The sequence below is a fragment of the Pelorhabdus sp. sgz311001 genome (assembly GCF_055901755.1).
Genome location: NZ_JBVXUT010000005.1, coordinates 57,611 through 76,072 on the forward strand (window position 1 = coordinate 57,611; position 18,462 = coordinate 76,072).

General features: G+C 40.6%; 17 protein-coding genes. 3 read left to right on the forward strand and 14 right to left on the reverse strand.

Features of this window, described 5'->3' with window-relative positions:
• Positions 1-90: 90 nt before the first annotated feature.
• From AC0MXB_RS12995 to AC0MXB_RS13060, 14 genes are all read right to left on the reverse strand, one after another.
• Positions 91-1,407, reverse strand: a complete 1,317-nt coding sequence (locus AC0MXB_RS12995; RefSeq protein ID WP_474040128.1) for a nitrogenase component 1 — start codon at positions 1,405-1,407, stop codon at positions 91-93.
• A complete protein-coding gene (locus tag AC0MXB_RS13000; protein ID WP_474040129.1) occupies positions 1,391-2,872 on the reverse strand; it encodes a nitrogenase component 1 in 1,482 nt (493 codons plus the stop codon). The genes AC0MXB_RS12995 and AC0MXB_RS13000 overlap by 17 nt, the downstream gene beginning before the upstream one ends.
• A 28-nt stretch (positions 2,873-2,900) precedes the next feature.
• On the reverse strand, positions 2,901-3,965 hold the full coding sequence (locus AC0MXB_RS13005; protein WP_474040130.1) for an ABC transporter substrate-binding protein: 1,065 nt from the start codon (positions 3,963-3,965) through the stop codon (positions 2,901-2,903).
• A 338-nt stretch (positions 3,966-4,303) separates the two neighbouring features.
• Positions 4,304-5,629 (reverse strand): nitrogenase component 1, encoded by a 1,326-nt coding sequence (locus AC0MXB_RS13010; RefSeq protein ID WP_474040131.1) that lies wholly within the window; start codon positions 5,627-5,629, stop codon positions 4,304-4,306.
• Positions 5,622-7,079, reverse strand: coding sequence for a nitrogenase component 1 (locus AC0MXB_RS13015; protein WP_474040132.1), 1,458 nt, complete (start codon positions 7,077-7,079; stop codon positions 5,622-5,624). Before AC0MXB_RS13015 ends, AC0MXB_RS13010 begins: the two co-directional genes overlap by 8 nt.
• Before the next feature lie 208 nt (positions 7,080-7,287).
• Positions 7,288-8,052 (reverse strand): ABC transporter ATP-binding protein, encoded by a 765-nt coding sequence (locus AC0MXB_RS13020; protein WP_474040133.1) that lies wholly within the window; start codon positions 8,050-8,052, stop codon positions 7,288-7,290.
• A gap of 10 nt (positions 8,053-8,062) precedes the next feature.
• The gene (locus AC0MXB_RS13025) at positions 8,063-8,836 is read right to left on the reverse strand and encodes an ABC transporter permease subunit (protein ID WP_474040134.1); all 774 of its coding nucleotides are present in this window, start codon (positions 8,834-8,836) and stop codon (positions 8,063-8,065) included.
• 18 nt (positions 8,837-8,854) lie between these two features.
• Entirely contained in the window at positions 8,855-9,895 is a 1,041-nt protein-coding gene (locus AC0MXB_RS13030) for an ABC transporter substrate-binding protein (RefSeq protein ID WP_474040135.1), read from the reverse strand.
• 147 nt (positions 9,896-10,042) lie between these two features.
• Complete coding sequence (locus tag AC0MXB_RS13035; RefSeq protein ID WP_474040136.1) at positions 10,043-11,461, reverse strand: FAD-binding oxidoreductase; 1,419 nt, start codon at positions 11,459-11,461, stop codon at positions 10,043-10,045.
• Positions 11,462-11,563: 102 nt separating this feature from the next.
• Positions 11,564-12,745 (reverse strand): trans-sulfuration enzyme family protein, encoded by a 1,182-nt coding sequence (locus AC0MXB_RS13040; protein ID WP_474040137.1) that lies wholly within the window; start codon positions 12,743-12,745, stop codon positions 11,564-11,566.
• Between the two features lie 224 nt (positions 12,746-12,969).
• Entirely contained in the window at positions 12,970-13,176 is a 207-nt protein-coding gene (locus AC0MXB_RS13045) for a hypothetical protein (RefSeq protein WP_474040138.1), read from the reverse strand.
• Positions 13,177-13,203: 27 nt separating this feature from the next.
• On the reverse strand, positions 13,204-14,268 hold the full coding sequence (locus tag AC0MXB_RS13050; protein WP_474040139.1) for a uroporphyrinogen decarboxylase family protein: 1,065 nt from the start codon (positions 14,266-14,268) through the stop codon (positions 13,204-13,206).
• 407 nt (positions 14,269-14,675) lie between these two features.
• Positions 14,676-15,080 carry an ExbD/TolR family protein gene (locus tag AC0MXB_RS13055; protein WP_474040140.1) on the reverse strand — a complete coding sequence of 135 codons (405 nt, stop codon included), beginning with the start codon at positions 15,078-15,080 and terminating at the stop codon, positions 14,676-14,678.
• Complete coding sequence (locus AC0MXB_RS13060; RefSeq protein WP_474040141.1) at positions 15,055-15,678, reverse strand: MotA/TolQ/ExbB proton channel family protein; 624 nt, start codon at positions 15,676-15,678, stop codon at positions 15,055-15,057. Before AC0MXB_RS13060 ends, AC0MXB_RS13055 begins: the two co-directional genes overlap by 26 nt.
• A 320-nt stretch (positions 15,679-15,998) precedes the next feature.
• On the opposite strand from AC0MXB_RS13060, the gene AC0MXB_RS13065 reads away from it, so the two are divergent.
• The 3 genes from AC0MXB_RS13065 to AC0MXB_RS13075 all read left to right on the forward strand — a co-directional run bounded on the left by AC0MXB_RS13065 (position 15,999) and on the right by AC0MXB_RS13075 (position 18,443).
• Complete coding sequence (locus AC0MXB_RS13065; protein WP_474040142.1) at positions 15,999-16,844, forward strand: sensor histidine kinase; 846 nt, start codon at positions 15,999-16,001, stop codon at positions 16,842-16,844.
• A gap of 7 nt (positions 16,845-16,851) precedes the next feature.
• Positions 16,852-17,487, forward strand: coding sequence for a response regulator (locus AC0MXB_RS13070; protein WP_474040144.1), 636 nt, complete (start codon positions 16,852-16,854; stop codon positions 17,485-17,487).
• Between the two features lie 269 nt (positions 17,488-17,756).
• Complete coding sequence (locus tag AC0MXB_RS13075; protein ID WP_474040145.1) at positions 17,757-18,443, forward strand: energy transducer TonB; 687 nt, start codon at positions 17,757-17,759, stop codon at positions 18,441-18,443.
• Positions 18,444-18,462: the final 19 nt, after the last annotated feature.

The window sequence follows — 18,462 nt, forward strand, 5'->3', positions numbered from 1 at the left end:
GCCTTCAGTGCGTCTGATCAGCAAATGATAACTATGTTTTCTATTATTATAAGACATTGCCCTCATTTGTCAATATCTATTTGTAAATTTTTAACGATACGTATCGAGCACTCGGTCATATAAATCTTCAATCAAACGAAGACCGCCATTATAGCCAAAATAACCGCAACTCAGCACAAGGCGATAAGCCACTGGCGGACTGATAATTAAAAGATCAGCGCCAATGTCTTTGGCCAAATCGCGCTCCCAACCGCTTCCTAAAATGAGAGAACGATGTTTTTGGTCGTCAGCTCGAATCACTTCCTGTACTTCACCAGCATCAATCGTAAAATCAACATCAACAGAACGATACTCTGAGATGGCAGCAAATTCGCAGCGAATCGTTTCCTGAAATTCTTCCGGTGTATTATCAATAATAAATTGCTTGGCTGGAATAATCCCCAGTTCAATTAGTAAATATTTAGAAAATCCCAGGGCATAGGATGCGTCTAATAAAGAATAAAAACGCCGAGGAATACCATAACGAAACTCCAGCATAAAATCCGCTGTTCGTTCAATATGAGAATAAAACCGCGCTTCTTCTTTTTCAATAAAAGCTTCTGTTACTACTGGATCTGTTGGGACTACGCTGGCAACTTCTCGTAAGAATTTAGTGGTCTCTTTACCGCCAATGGGAAAGTAGGGAAAATGCAAATAGGGAGTCCCATATTTTTCTTTAAGATGCTGGGCAACCTTCAGTCCCGCCCAAGCGCTTACGACTAAATTATACTCGGCTTGAGGAATCGTTTTCCACTCTTCTACACCGCCGGAAGCCGTGCCAAATAAGATATTAACAGTAAGACCAATCCCTTCTAGGACTCGTTTTAATTCCTCTAAGTTACCATTCCAGTAGGGATCTTGATAGGGAATTGTGGAAAACACATTAACCAAACCTTTGACAGGCTGACGATTAACAGTAAATTTATCGACATATTGATCGATAATTGCCTGCACAACGAGTTCATGACTGACATAGTTATTGCTTTTAAAACCGCCTGTCTCCACATAAACTATGGGTTTACCCTGATCTTGAAAAGCGCCTGTTACCTGGCCAACATCATCACCAACAATATCAGAAGTACAACCTGTCAGCACAACATACAAATCACCGTCAATGACTTTAAAGGCACCGTCAATCACGGTTTTAAGCCGTTCTTCACCGCCAAAGACAATTTCTGATTCACTGGCATTTGTACAAGGAATGGTATTCCCGCCAGCATAGCCTTCCCCCTGCCCTAAAAGCCGATGAATTTTACTGCCGCAGCCAGGACCGGAATGCATAATAGGGACAGCCTTTTTTATCGCTACAACCGACAATTCCGCCCCTAAGGCGCAACTATAGCGGGGCTGTTCAATAAACTTTGACATGGACGTCACCTCCGAGAAAGGAAAAGGGATTTTGTTCTAACCACCATTTGCTGTAGGGCATAGTGCTATGCTTTGCTAAGTTTGTTACGAATTCTTTATTATCCAAAGTTTCAATAATGCGTTCTGCATAATTAATAATTCCCTGATAGCCAAAACTAAATTGCTCATCGCCTACAAGCAAAGTTGGAATACCTAGCTTTGCCCCCCATAAAGTCATGCCACCATGGCGGGCGATCATAATATCAGGGCGGACTCGATTCAAAATATTAACAAGTTCATAAGCCTGTTTATTACATACATTATAATTTTTGACATCACCATAATTTTTCACAGCATGATCCAGCGCATCGGCAGCAGCATCACCATTGTCATAAATTGGATCATGATGGAAAATAGCCGCCCCTTGTACTTCCATCCCTAGTTCACTCAGTAAGGCTATCAGTGCATGACCATGAGCTGCACCAGCAGTAATATACGCTGTTTTTCCTGTTAAAACTTTGCGATAGGCTTCGACTTTCGGCAAAAATTCTTCATGATAACGATCAATTATCTTTTCCACTTCTTGCGGCTTTTTCAATACAGCCCCTAATTCACGCAGCCAGTTATCTGTACCGACTATGCCATAAGCTGGCGGGGACTTGATCTCCGGCACACCGTAAACCTGTTCTAAGGCGGCGCCTAAATAGGTGCCAAGAGTTGGACAAATTTGAATCGTTGCTGCTGCCTCCGAGATTTTTTCAAGCTGAGCGACTGTCGAAAAAGGCACAATGTATTCCGCCTCATAGCCAAGCTCGTTTAAGATCTCATCAAAAACATGGCTGCCCCAAAAATTAATAATATTAACCTTGTTCGATTTCTTTTGCGGCGGTTTCACGATTTTGCGCGCAATGGCGTGATAAGCTGAATCAAAGCCTGTCGTCCATATTTTCGATTTAAAGCCTTCACAAAAGCAGGCGACAATCGGAATGCCCAGTTCTTCTGTGAGCTCGTTCGCTACGCCTTCCACATCATCGCCAATAATCCCTGAGGCGCAGGAAGTCGTTATAAAAATCGCCTTCGGTTTTACGCGTTCATAAGCTCCGCGAATCGTATCAGCTAGTTTTTGCGTAGCCCCAAAAATAGTATCCTGTTCTTCAATGTTTGTGTTAAAATAGCGGCCAATGACTGACGGCAAATTACGCTCCATTTGGCCAACGCGATAAACAAAATTATAAGTAAACACATCACCGGCGCAGCCAATTGGCGCATGATTGACAATGGCTGCATCTTGAATCATTGATAATTGACAAAAAGCGTTGCTCGCACTGCACCCCATGCATTGACTAAAACTTCGCTCGCTATCTTTTAAGGTTCCTGCTCTAGAGCAGGCAACTAGATCACTTGCCGATCCCTCAAATCCTGTGATCGATCCCAGTCGATTTTCTCTAGTTGGCACTTCCGGCGCTTTTAAATTTACTACACTCACAAATAACCCTCCCTGTATCAGCAGCTCACTACTTGATTTCCCCTGTATAATAAGGATTTAAATCATTTGTATATAAATCGGTCGATTTGACTTCGCCCGGTTTAAGCACACCATTTTTCTCCATCATGTCAATCCAAACAGCAATTTTCTGATCATCAATATAATTATCAGGCGGATATACATTGCCTGCCATATCTTTTACGTCCACTTTCAGGTAGTCCGCCGCAATTTGAAGCGCTTCGTCGTAATTGTCATTAATCCAGTGCTGCGCCTTAATATCAGCGGCAACATAAGCCTTTACCACATCAGGGTAATCACGAATAAAATCTTCACTAAAGGCCCGAATTGCAAGTCCCCCTGCTTGCGGACTGCCAGCAGCTGTACCAATGTCGTAACTTGTCGTAAGAACCTTTACACCACCGCGATTTCGTGCTGACTTTTGATAGACATTATGCAACACCGCTACATCGATGAGTCCTTGTCGAAGAGCCTGTTCCTGCTGCGGATCGGGCATAGTGATCAGAGTAATTTCATCTTTATTGATCCCGTTTTGTCGCAGAAATTCCATATCAAGTAATTCAGCGCAACTGCCTAGTGAACTAACAGCAATCTTTTTTCCCACAAGATCTTTTGCTGAATTAATTTGCCCATCATCCTTCACAAGCCATGTCATATGAACTTTAGCCGGATCGGGATCATCCCACATACTATGAGTAACAATTTTAATTTTAGCCCCCGCTTTACGAGCGTTGGCAATTGTGATTGGATGGCCGGAATTAAACAAATGATTATCGCCTTTTATCACAGACTGTGCCATAACGCCGCCAGAAGATACTGTCCCGGTATATTCCAAAACAATGCCAACTTCTTTAAAAAAGCCTTTCTTATCGGCAATAATGATTTCATTAAAATCCTGTAGAGTTGGTACTTTAAGATGAAATTCTTTAGTAAGTTTACCATTTACAAACTTCGGCTTATCATCTTCTGCTGTCGTCTCTGGTTTATTCCCGCAACCAGCTAATAGAAAAATTGCCATGAGTACCAGAAATGCTGCTGTCATTTTCTGTTTTGTGAATCTCCCTCTAAGAAGCATTCTTTTCTCCTCCTTACTAAAAAAGACCGCTTCTCTCCTATTATGGAAAGAGCGGTCTTCAAGTCTCTACTTGACCAACACGTACTGATAAATTATAGATAAATCCTAATTTGCCTGAATTCTGATAGTCGCCTACCCCAAATTCATCAAACCATCTAATGAGATCACCTCATCCCCAAAATGGCATCATAAAAAAGGCTAACAGCGCTTTATTGCAAGATGCTGTTAGCCTTCAGTTTACTGATCAGCCAAAATAACACTTATTAAGTGTTATTTTCCTATAAACAAATTAAAATGTCAAGTCTTTTACCAGTAAAATTCCTTATTATGCTATAACCTTAATCACGATGCTTCGCTAAGAGACGAGAATAAATATCTTCGACCAGGTTCAATCCGCCATGATACCCCACGTAAGTACGATGCAAAATAAGCCGATCAATGACTGGCAAACCAACACTAAGATGCAACCCCCTTATGTCTTTCGCAATATCAAGTTCCCATGATGTTGCCAGAAATAAGGGCGTCGTTAAATGCTTTTCCGCAAGAATTTTTTCTTCGATCTCACCGCTATCTTGCGCAAAAATCACCTCAGAGGAAATGCCTGGCGCCAAATCCTCAAAATAACCGGCGATTCTTTCCTGGTATTCTTCCGGTACATCTTCTGTAATAAACTGGCGAATGGGAAAATAGCCCAGCTCATTGACTAAAAATTTGCTAAACCCTAAAGCATAAGAAGCATCATTGATATTATAAAAACGTTTCGGCTGATTAAGCTGGTATTCTGTCAGCACATCAGAAGCCCTTACTAGATAATGATAAAATTCAGCTTCTTGTTCTGCAATAAAACGTTCTGCCTGCGGTAATGAAACTTCGGCAAATTCAGCAACAATCCGTAAGAATTTTGATGTTTCCTCACCGCCAATAGGTAGTACTGGATAGTGCAAAAAGGGCGTTTGAAATTTTTCCTGGAGTAGCTCTGCTGTCTTAAGCCCCATATAAGGCGACACAACTAAATTGAACTGCGCTGCCGGAATCGCCTGGAATGCCTTAACGCCGCCGCTATTGTGCCCAAATAAAATATTAGCCGTAAGACCAATCCCTGCCAGCAATTTTTTCAGTTCATTCAAATCGCCCTCCCAAAACGGATCATGCCTTGGTACACTGGCAAATACATTTACGAGTCCTTTCTGCTTTTCAGCAACAGGCTTTACATACTGCTGAATAATTGCCTCTAGTAACAGCTCATGACCTTTGTAAGCATCCCCTCTAAATCCAGCTGTTTCAACGTGGACAATCGGCGCGCCTTGTCGGCTGAATTCATTGACCACACTTGTCACATCATCACCGATAATCGCAGCAGTGCAGCCTGTTAAAACAACAAATAGATCACCATCCATAATCTTTAAAGATCCTTCAATCACGTCTCGCAATTTATCGGCGCCGCCAAAAACCACATCTTTTTCAATCATATTTGTGCAAGGCATAGCATCAGCCCCGGCATAGCCAGCCCCTTGATAACCGCCGGCCCGTGATAAGCCCCGATGCAATTTAGAACCGCACCCCGGTCCCGCATGTAAGATGGGAATCGCCCGTTCAATCGCCACAACAGTCTGCAAAGCTCCCAGCGCGCAACCATGACGCGGCCCTTGAATAATATCAGTCATTTTTTTCGCCCCTTAAAAAAGAATATGTACCTTGATCTAACCACCATTTGGTGTAAGGCAGCTTGCTATGTTTTGCCACATTTTTAATATAGGCGGGGTTTGAAATTGCATCATCAATTGTTTGGCCAAAACGTATCAAGCCGTCATAAAGCATTTCACTCGGCTGGTTTCCCGCAAAAATAGAAGGAACGCCTAATTTTGCCGCCCACACTGTTTCAATATGTCTAGTGATTGCAATATCCGGTTTATAGTGATGAATCGCATTAGTCACTTCAAAAGCTTGTTTGTTGCAGACACCTACACGAAAATTTCCGTAATTTTCATGAGCGAATTTAAGAAAGTTAAGCCGTTCGTCATTATTATCATATTTTTGGTCATGATGCCAAACAGACGTCCCAACCACTTCCATCCCAAGATCTTTGATAATTGCGATAATACTATAAGCGAGCGGCCCACCCGCCGAGATATAAACTTTTTTACCAGCAAGCCGGTTTCTCAAACGATCAAGATCCTCAGCGATTTTTTCCTTTTCCGAAGCAATGACTTTTTCCACTTCAGCCTCTTTATGGAAAAGTCGGCCAATTTCGCGCAAAAGCGCATCAGACGCTTTAATTCCGAAAGGAGCGGGCGCTTTAACTTCTGGAACGCCAAAATGTTCTTCCAAACCAGCCGCAAGGTAGCTTCCCAGAGTTTCACAATACTGCACAGTCGCTGCGGCCTCAGAAATCCGCTCAAGCTGATCAATACTAGAAAGCGGCACAATATGGTTTGGCCGAAGACCAAGCTGCTTAAACACGCTTTCATAGACAAAACGATGTTCAAAACTAATGACATTAATCAAGTCTGGCTGCTTTTTTTGCGCCGGTTTCACAATCCTACGCAAAATACTGTGATTTGCCGAATCAAACCCAGTCGCCCAAATATTAGTACGAAAGCCTTCGCAGAGCGTCGCAATAATGGGAATCTCGAGTTCTTCTTCTAACTCATTGCAAATTCCCGGTACATCATCGCCAATAATTGCAGAGGTGCAAGTCGTTGTAACAAAAATTGCTTTTGGCTTAAATCGGCGTTTTGCTTCGCGGATCGCTTTTTCCAATTTTGCCCCGCCGCCATAAATTGTATCTTTTTCATTAAGATTGGTATTAATATACTGTACATTATGTACGGGATAACCCATTCTACGATTTCCCATACGAAAAACACCATTTCGGTAGGAAATATCTCCAGCACAACCAGCCGGGCCATGTTCTACGACCGCCGCATCTTGAATCTGTGTAAGCAAATTCATAACCTGATCAGCACCGCAAGAACCGCATTGCGTAAAAGCTCTTTCTCGATTGGGAATATCATTTTTGCTCAGTAAGTGAGCTGCATCGCCTTCATAGCCAGTAATCGTTTTTAACCGTGACTCCCTTAATTCTACTGCCGGGCCCTGCAAATTGATGCTCATTGCCTCTCCTCCAATTTTGTTTTCCCATAATTTTTATAACAAAAAAGATCATACACAAATTGTGTATGATCTCCAAATGGGCTCTGGCCAATCATGATCTGCAGACATATACCTATAGAATTATTTATAATACTTTTTTATTATGAAAAAATCATATACCCTAGAGCCTTGATATGTCAAGAAGGTTTATCATAGAAATTTTTCACACTTAAATAGCGTAGAGATCGGACTTTTGTAAGCCCACTTCTTCGTTTTGCATGATTCGGTTTAAAATCAGTTGTTCATAGTAGGCATAATTATTATCCTTAACACGTGGTCTGGCTAAAGAAATCACTTTATCAAAGGCAATGGTTCCATTTTCAATTAAAATAACCCGATCCGCTAAATAGACAGCTTCGCTGACATCATGTGTTACTAAAATGACGGTAAATTTTTGCTGTCGCCACAATTTTTCAATTAATATCTGCATTTGTATACGAGTCAAAGCATCAAGCGCTCCTAGCGGTTCGTCAAGCAACAAAAGTTTCGGCTCCCCAACTAATGCTCTCGCTAACGAAACTCTTTGCTTTTGTCCGCCAGAAAGAACTGACGGCCACTCATCCGCCTTATCGGCTAAATTCACCGCTTGTAAAGCCTCGATCGCTTTATCGCGATTACGATCTTTAGAACCGATAGCAACATTCTCCCATACAGTTTTCCATGGTAGAAGTCTAGCTTCCTGAAATAAATATCGTACTTCATTATCCATTTTTGTTACGACTTTCTGATTAAAAGAAATCTGTCCGCTCTGCGGCGTGTCCAACTGAGAAATCAATCGAAGCAAAGTACTTTTTCCGCAACCGCTTTGTCCGACTAAAGCAATAAATTCTCCCGGCGCTACCGTAAAATGAATGTCTTTCAATACTTCTGTTTTCCCAAAACTTTTACTAACGTTTTGAAGTGTTATCTCCATTCCCTGGATTTTGTCGCTCATCATCTTCCTCCTATGCTTTTCGATAATTATCGTGCCAACGCAAAATTCGTTTTTCCAGCAAACTAGCGGCAAAATCAGAAACACTGCCTAATAAGGCGTAAATAAGCAGACTTAAAACAATAACATCCATTAGCATAAACTCTCTGGCATTTGTCGCCATAAAGCCGATTCCTGACTTTGCTGCAACTGTTTCAGCTACAATCAAAGTCAGCCACATACGACCTAAAGATTGCCGAATGCCGATCATAATGGAAGACATCGCTCCAGGAAAAATAATATCCCTAAATACTTCAAATCGGCTTAAGCCATACGTTTTTCCCATTTCGATCAACGTATGATCAACATAACGAATACCATGAAAAGTATTTAAATAAATTGGAAAAAAAGTTCCCAGGGAAATAAGTACAATTTTAGCGGTTTCCCCAATACCAAACCAAATTAATATAAGGGGCAGTAATGCCAGATGCGGTACATTACGAATCATCTGAATCGGCGTATTGAGAATTTTTTCTGCTAAAGGAATCTGCCCGTTGACAACACCTAGGAAAAAACCAATAGCGCCGCCAATGACAAAACCACTAGCAGCCCGCATTGTGCTAATTTTAATATTTTCCCATAAAGAACCGTCTTTAAGTAAACGACTAACAGCTCCAAAAACTTCTTCTGGCGATGGGAATAAGCTCATACTTGTCTGATGGAGTGTGAATCCATACCAAAAAACAAGTGCTACTATAGGAATACTCCAGGCTAGAAAAAGATCTGTCGCTAAAAATTTCTGTTTCATTTTCTATGCCTCCCGTAATTAATACTGTTTAATTTTGCTAATCTCTGCATCAAAAGAACGGTCAAACAGTCCGGTAATATCAATGCCGGTTTTCAACAATCCCAGCTTAGCAAAAACATTTGTAATATCTTGTTCCGAAGCAATTGTAGCGGCATCAATTGGTACAATACGTGTTTTAGCTTGTTTTTCTTCTTCCTGATACTGTTTCAAATAATCAGGGGCCTTTTGATTGATCTGAGGTCCATAGGCCTGCGCCCATTCATTGGGATGCTGTCTAGCCCACTCGTTGGCTTCATTAAATCGAGCTAAATAATCTAAGATAGCGGCATGCTTTTTCGGATCTTGAATGGCCTCCGGCGTAGCGTACCAATAAAAATCACCGGAAAGAATTTTATCGGCTGACTGCAAAGTAACGGCCCCTTTTGCCTTGGCCGATCGAATGGCATTGCCATAACTTGCCATCGCATCAACTTCGCCTGTCAATAAAGCCGACAAACCATCTGATGTCGACATAGCAATCGTTTCAACATCATTCCAACCAAGACCAGCGTTTTCCAGCATCTTTGCTAAAAAGTAGTGAGCTGTCGTGCTTTTTACATAGGCTATCTTTTTTCCTTTTAAATCAGCTACTGATTTGATAGGTGAATTTGCCGCGACAACCAATTCCTGTTCCAATGTTGTTGATTTTTTCGTAGCAATGATTTTCAAATTGCCGCCATTTTTGGACTGTGAAGCAAAAATTGGCGGAATCTGACTGCCTGTTCCTAAGTCTAATTGGTTCGCCGCCATGGCTTCCAGCACGAGATTCCCCCCCTGCATGACATGGAACTCCACTTTATAAGGCGTCTTGTCAAGGCCGGCTGCAGCTAAAATTGCCTGACCATTTTTCCCTTCTGCAGCACCAATTCTTAGCACAACACCGGAAAAATCGACACCGCTTTTTTCATCAATAGCAGCTTTCTGATTTTTATTTCCACCATTTAAATCACCACATCCAGCTAATACAAATGCTAACAATAGGAATACGCCTAATAAAAATACCTTCTTTCCTTTTTTCACGTTTCATTCTCCTTCTCTTATCACATAGTCTCATAAAATGATAAAAAAAGAGACCAATTCCCGCAGGAATTGGTCTCTAGATATCTAGTCAACCAAATTATCATTTTTTATATACTAAACTATATTATTTAACCTTGTCAAGTAATATTATCCAACAGCATCTATATCAAAGATTTTACCAGGATTCAGAATGTGATTAGGATCAAAAGATTGCTTAATCCGTTTCATCAGTTCCAACTCGCTAGAACTTGCTAACTCTTTTAAAAATCTCTTTCGTTTAAAACCAATACCATGCTCGCCAGAAAGCCGTCCGCCTAAGCTATAGGTAGCGGCATAAAGTTCTCGGCGTAATTCTTCCAAACTTTCCTGCCAAATTTTCTCCTCCTGTTCGATCGGTGGCAACAGCCGAAGGTGCATATTGCCATCGCCAGCGTGGCCAGCTAGACGGAAAAGGAACCCCCACTTTTTCGTCAATGTTTCTACTATAGAAAAAAAAGCCGTAATTTGATCAACAGGTACAACTAAATCTTCAGAAAAACCAATTGAATTTTTACTGCTAATTGCTTTTCCCCAAATTCTTCTGGCAGCCCAGATTTCATCGCCATCAAATTCTTGCAGAAAAAAGCATTGATTTTGCTGAGCAATTTTTGCCACCAAGTCTTTTTTTTCTGAAAAAGCTTTAGCCGATTCGGCATCAAACTGAATCATCAGACAATCACCATCAGGACTGCCAAACACAGGGCGTCCTTCGTAGTCTTCGATTGCAGCAATTGTATGACGATCAATTACTTCAAGTGAAATAGGATCAATTTGTTTATTGGCGAGAAGCTCGCCAACTAAAGCAATGACCCCATGTAAACCATCCGTCGCCGCCACATAACTTGTTTGAAAGGGGGCTAAAGGCTGAAGTTTTATCGTTGCTTTTGTAATAATGCCAAGAGTTCCTTCCGAACCCGCAATCAATCGTGTTAGATTATAACCTGTTGAATTTTTTTTAAGTCTGCCACCAATTGTAACAATTTCTCCTAAAGGTGTTACAATCTCCAGCTCATAAACCTGATCAGAGGTAACACCGTATTTGACAGCCCGATTTCCGCCTGCATTTGTTGCAATATTGCCGCCAATAACACATTGATCATTACTGCAAGGATCGCCTGCATACAAAAAACCTGCCTGGTAAGCAGCCTGCTGCAAATCGACAGTCTTAACCGCAGGCTCTACGATCATATACTGTGCTATTTTATCGATAAGAATAATTTGATTCATCCTGCTTAAATCAAGCAAAATCCCGCCATATAAAGCTACAGCTCCACCTGCCAAACCACTGCCGCCGCCACGCGGTGTTACCGGCAACAAAAATTCGTTAGCCAGTTTAAAAATCTCAGCTATTTCCTGTGCTGTTTTTGGCAGAACCACAGCTTCTGGATAATAGAGACTGCCATCTTTTATTGAAGCGTCTACAGCATATTCTGCCGAAATATTCTTGCCTGTAATAACAAAATTTTCGCCAACTATCTTTTGCAGTTTTTTTTGAATCGTTTCTGTAATCTTATTGTATTTTATCAATTTGGCTTCCCCCTTAACACTTAAATCTACTTATAAATAAAGATCATACATCATAAGATGTATGATCTCCGTTTATTCCGGTCAATCATCAAAATAAAAATTTCACAACAAGCCGCAGTGACGCAACGCCTGTTCAATGTCCTGAATAATATCATCAGGATCTTCCAGACCAACACTAAAACGCAAATGACCCTTTTTAAACTCAGATGGGTAAAAATGATTTCTTTCATCATCAGGCCCAGTATAAACGATCAAGCTTTCATCATGACCAATCGAAACTGCGGGAACAATAATTTTTAAAGAATTAACAAATTGATTATGGACAGCCACATCGGCTGTTAAGCCAAAAGCAATCACGCCGGAAAAACCAGACATTTGTTGTTTGGCAATTTCATGTTGCGGATGGCTGGCAAGACCGGGGTAGGCGACAAACTCAACAGCTGGAATCGATTCAAGATATTCAGCAATCTTTAAAGCGCTAGCACTATGCTGTTTCATGCGCAGTGGTAAAGTAACAACGCCGCGCATAATCAGCCAGGCATTAAAAGGACTAATAACACCGCCTAAATTGACCATAGCCTGTCGTTTAATTTGATCTATAAGTTCTTTTTTGCCAAGTACCGCACCGCCCATGGCATCACCATGTCCGTTAATATATTTGGTTAAGCTATGAATTACCAGATCAGCTCCTAGGGAAAGCGGCTGCTGTAAAAAAGGGGAAGCAAAAGTACTGTCAACAGAAAGTAACGCTCCCGCTTCTTTCGCAATAGCAGCAATGGCAGCTATATCACTGACACGAGTTGTCGGATTGCCTGGTGTTTCAAGGTGAATTAATTTTGTATTCGGTCTAATAGCCGCCTCAATTTCAGCTAAGTTCGCCGTATCAACAAGACTCACTTCAATACCATATTTTTCCGGAAAATACTCATGCAGTAGCCGATATACAGCTACATAGGAAACATTGGTACAGATAATATGGGTATTCTGATCTAAAAAAGTAAAAAACACTCCAGCTAAAGCCGCAACACCACTTCCCAGTACAACACAATCTTCAGCGCCTTCCAAGTTAGCTAGTTTCTCTTGCAAATAAATCTGATTAGCGGAAGTCGTTCTCGTATAAAGAAGCTGATTCGGATCACTCCAATTCAAATTTGACGCATCCTCTGGTAAAAGATAGCTGTTAGCCATCGTTAACGGTCGCCGGATCGCACCTGTCTCTTTATCAATCCCATTGCCACTATGAACACATCGTGTGGAAAATCCATTTTCTTCTTTAATTTTCATTATTCTCCTCTCCGCTGAAAATAAAAAGGCAAAGAGAGTTTTTTCACCCCTCTTTGCCTTCAGTAGTCTGATCAGCAACATTATTTATTTTATAATATCTTTATATTAACACGTTTTCAAAAGCAGAGTCAACCTTGGCTTTACTTTAAACCTTAACTATAGAAGCACTAGTAGACTCAAATAATTATTTTATATAAATCATTTCGAAAAAATTAAGCGGTTTATTACCCATGATGATGTTTATCTTTATCCTTGCAGCAATCATCCTCATCCTCAGTCGTATTCCCTTTATCTTTGTCAACACTTAACTGTACCGCTGTTTGATTTGCCGTAATTCGCTCCAGTGTATCAGCCGGCGGATGAGCAGAGACGAAACTAGTAAAGTTCAAGCAAAGAACAAATGTACCACATACAATAAATTTCTTTAACATATTTTCTTCCTCCTATGACATTCTATTTTATAAACTAAACAAGCTCTCTCTATTTACGGGATAACCAATTTCCCGTACCGTATTTAACATGGCATCAATATTGGCGAAAGGTGTCTCTGTCGGCAAGCTGCAGCCTGATGCAATAATCAATCCTTTCGGATTGTCATAAGCCTCGCGCATACATTGAATAACAGCTTGCCTTACGTCTTGCGTCGTACCTTGCAGCATGGTCTCCGACGGTTTTACATTGCCCATTAACCGCACTTTATCACCTACCTTTTCTTTTGCTTCTAATAAACTGGCCGCATTATCTATACTTATACAATCGGCACCTGCTTCCACCATTGCTTCCCATATTTTTGATGTTTTACCGCAGATATGTAAAGTAACCGCTTTTCCCCGCGAATGAATATAGTCAATCAATCGCTTTAAATAGGGCAAAGAAAATTCTCTAAACTGCCTGGGACTGATAACAGTACTTGAAGACATCGCATCAGTTAAACTTGGCGTACAGCCGCAATCAATCACTGCTTTAGAGTAACGCAGCGTTGTCTCCAAGGCAATTTCACAAAGTTGGTGAACAGCCTGAGGATTTTTCCCCACTAGCCGTACAAGTTGTTCTGTGCCAATTAAAAAAGCGGCATTCGTAAACGGACCTGTAACAGCCCCAGTTACAGAAACCTCCTTCCCAACTCTATCAACCGTGATTTTCATAGCTTCAATATGCTGCGGCAAATTCCCATCTTTATAGGGATCTGCTGGAAGAACCCGCGAAATATCACTCAAAGAATCAATCGCCGGTGCTTCCAAATAAGCAGTCTCATCTACAGGGTAATGAACTTTCGCTCCCATTGCTTCTGCCTGTGTATAAAGATCAGTAAAAATGCGGATTATATCATAACCAAAACGCTCATAGGCAGCAATTTGCGCTTCTGCAATCAAGGCTCCATTACCGCGAAACGCTGATACTTTTACGCCAATCACTCGAGCTGCCGTATTTCCAACAATGGGAACACAGGGCAAACGATCAATCGCCTCTCCTTTACCATAAGCAGTTAATCGTTCAATTGATGTCATGTAATCATTAATCATCAAACAACACCTCCCACTAAACGATACACATATTCTAGCAAAGTATTTTTCCTGAAATTCGCAACAGATAAGAGACTTTGAGGGAAAGCATCTTGATTTTGCATCATATTTCGCGCTCCTCTCGTTGACAAAAAAAGCTGAAAGTCAAAATTTCTCACGACAAGAAATTTTGGCCTTCAGCTTTATAATCTGATCAACCAATATATTTTATATTGTGGGTATCATCATATAGCAAAAAACATAGATCTGTCAAGATCGTTTATTCGATTAGGCCGCAAGTAAGTGCCAGTTGCCCTCCGCGCCAATATGAAGCCCCCTAGTATGATATTAGCAAAGTATTTCGATGACCGACACTAATAATGGCAGAGTTGCCTGGTTTCTTCTGTCGGCCTGTCAGCTAATCGTTCTTACAATGGCGTAACGGCAACAGAAATTTTAGCTATGCCACTCTGCCGGATCGCATCCATTAATTCAATCACTCGTCCGTGCTCCACAGTGCGATCTGCATTGATAATGACGGAAACTTGCTTATTCTCCTTGCTTTGTCGAGAAAGTTTCTCTGCTACGGCATGGATCGAATCAACTGGTTCTTTATTTAAAAAAAGTGAATCATCCTTTGTAAGTGTCAAAGTAACAATTTGTTGTTTTTCATTTTGCAGGCCCGCTGCGTGGGGAAGATTTACAGGCAAGCTATTTTGATTTGTCATTGACAAAGTAGCCACCATAAAAAAAACCAATAAAAAAAACATTGTATCAATCATAGGAATGATTTCAATACGTGCCCGCTTAGGCATACTTCTTGGTATTTTCATGTATCTCACTTCCTGGCAGCGCATCAATAATCAATTCTAATCGCGTTGCACATTGCTCTAAATGTTCTGTTTCGCCTTCAATCCGTGCAAGAAAATAATTATAAGGGATAAGCGTTATAGCCGCAATAGCAATGCCTGTTGCCGTAGCAATCAAGGCCTCTGCAACACCACCTGTTATTGCCTGTGGCTGTCCCATTCCCAAAGATCCCATAATTTGAAAAGCCTGGATCATACCAATAATTGTTCCTAATAGACCGAGCAACGGGGAAAGAGTAATAATTGTATCAAGCACTGACAACCCTCGACGCATAAGAGCTACCTCGGTAATCCCAGCAGCCTCCATTGCCTTTGCTGCGTTAGATCGTGAAGAAATTCCAGCTTCTAAAACACGCAAAACGGGCGTTTTCCTTTCTTTAAGTAATCGCTTAACTTCCAGCATATCGCCTTGCTCAATTAATCCCAAAACTTTGTCTACTAAGTCTAAAGCTCCAAATCGTTGAAAAAAAAAGAATCGGTCTACAATAATCGTAACTGCCACAACAGAACAAAGTACCAGCGGCAACATAATCCAGCCGCCCTTTACAAAAATATCAAACACACGAATCCCATCCTTTACTGAAAAATTAATAATTACCGGCTGATACGTCTTACTACTAAATATTTTTTATAAAAAAAGGCTAGAAAGCGATTGCTACCGCCTTCTAGCCTTTAGTTTCTTCTAACCAGCAAGAATATTTAATTTAAATTATAACTGCGCTAAATTCTTTGTCAACTAACTGAAAGAACTATTTTTCTATTTTTATATTGTCTGAACGAACCATTTTCAATTCTCCCCTTGATTGACAAAAGGTCGATTAAAGATTAAATTTAAAACAATTCAATCAGAATTTGATAATTTCGGGATAAGGAAGTGACTGGATGAATGTAACTCGGATGAAGTGGATTTCTACTTTACTGGCTACCTTATTTATTGGCGCCTTCGAATTTATCAGGCACCAATTTTTGCATTTTATTTCAATGGATTGGGGTAATTTATTAGTAGCTGCTTTAGCAGGTGTACTCTTTTTTTTATATTTTCATGGCATTTTTGCATTTTTAGGGAAGATTTATAAAAAATTACAAAAAGAACAAGAAGAAACAGCGGTTCTACAAGAGCGCTACCGTATCGCTCGCGAATTGCATGATAGTGTTTCACAAGCTCTATTTTTTATGAATATTAAAGCAATCGAAATTGAAAATGCCTTAAAAGAACAACGGCAACCCTTTCTTGAAGTAAAAGAATTAAAAGAAGCGCTTAAACTGACTGATTCTGATGTGCGGCAACATATTTTCGCACTGCAAAAAGTCACTTTGGATAACATAAATCTAGTAGAGGCAATCGAAGAATACACTGCAGCCTGCACAAAGAAAAATAATATTACAGTGACAGTAACGACTGAAGGAGAAATAAACAACCGACTTACTGCAAATGAAAAAAAGCAATTACTTCATATTTTTAAAGAACTTCTGGTAAATATCCGCAAACATGCCAAAGCAGACCAAATCAGCGTCCAGTTATGTAGTGACGAACAAGAATTCTCCCTGCAAATCTGCGACAACGGAAACGGATTCGATATCCAAAAAGCCAAAGAAAATAAATCTTCCTTTGGTTATAAATTAGTAGAACAAGCTATCCATGAAATTGGCGCAGACCTAAAATTACATAGTTCTCCTGGGCAAGGAACGACCATCCTTATTTGTTTAGATTTGAAAAAGGAGAAATGATACAAAAATGACAACAAAAGTATTAATTGTAGATGATCATTTATTATCGCGCAAAGGGATTGCCAGTATTTTATCGGCACAGCCACAATTTGAAATCGTTGGCGAAGCCACCAACGGCAAAGAAGCTTTAGTAAAAGCGAAAGAACTAATGCCTGACCTTATTTTGATGGATATACGAATGCCTGGTGGAAGTGGTTTGGAAGCGACAAGTCTAATCAAAGAAGAAATGCCTTATGTAAAAATCGTTATTCTCAGCGTATCAGACGATGTGCAGGATTTCTTTGAAGCGATAAAAAAAGGCGCCCAGGGATATCTGTTAAAAAATATGGAACCCGAATACTGGCTTGATTATATTATCAGTATTGTCGAAGGGGAAGCGCCTATCTCCCGCGCGCTAGCCACCAAGATACTACAGGAATTCTCTATGCCTAAGGTTACCGTTACAAACGGTAAATTATCGGAAAGAGAAACGGAAGTATTGCAATTAGTGAGTCAGGGACTCAGTAATAAAGAGATCGGTAAAGCCTTATTCATTAGCGAAAGCACCGTTAAAAACCATTTGCGCAATATCTTGGCTAAACTTCATCTAGAAAATCGCATGCAGCTTATCTCGTTTGCCTATAAAAATGGCCTAATTCAGTAAATATTGCTACCATTCATCAATCCAAAAGCCTCAATAGTACTTTAGGGCAACCACATTAGTACTTTTAGCTAGTAGATGTTTCAAAAATATGGTTTATCATATAAATATAGCTGGTTAGCAAAAAATCTAAAGGCTACAAAGGTCGTTCGACCTTTGTAGCCTTTTTTATTTTGCAAAAGAAGGGAGCTGATTTTTAAACTAAAAGCCAGCTATTCTAGGATGGGCCGTCTGGTTTTCTTTTTTTGAAAATAAAGATACAGGTGATTGGATTGAAACGAGCATTTTTGATATCGACTATCATTCATTTAATCGTATTGCCGCTCTTGATTTATTGCTGGGTACACCCCTTTGCTGCTCCTTTAGCGCCGCAGCTTTTAGAAATTACTCTAGTTAACGAAGAGCCTTTAAAGGAAATGGCTGATACCATAAATGCCTCTGTGCCGCAAAATATTCCGGCACAAAACCAAGTTTTTCCTACTAAAGCAAATAGTGATCCCGCTGGTTCTGAAATGCCTACTAACAGAAGCAACCTCACTGCTTCAAATTCTACTGCAGCGTTCACTACACCCAATTTTTCTCCGAGTACTTCAGAAGATTTTCCTAACCCAGATCATTTTGCAACAGGCACCGGTACACCAGCAATTACAAAATCAATTGGCGCAACAACAGCTACCATTTCGATTAAAGCTCCTCAAATCCGCCACAAAGTAGAACCGGAATATCCGATGCAAGCGCGCCGCGATCATCTGCAAGGCTCTGTAATTTTAGAAACGACTATTTTAGAATCAGGGGAAGTAGCACAAGTTACCGTAGGTATATCTTCTGGTTCTGCTTCACTTGATCAAGCTGCAATTGTGGCTGTAAGCCAATGGTCTTTTCGCCCGGCTAAAGATGGCGCTAGCGGTTTGCCGATCGCCTGCGTTGCTAAGATCCCTATTACTTTTCATATAAAATAATACCTTAAATTGGAGGACT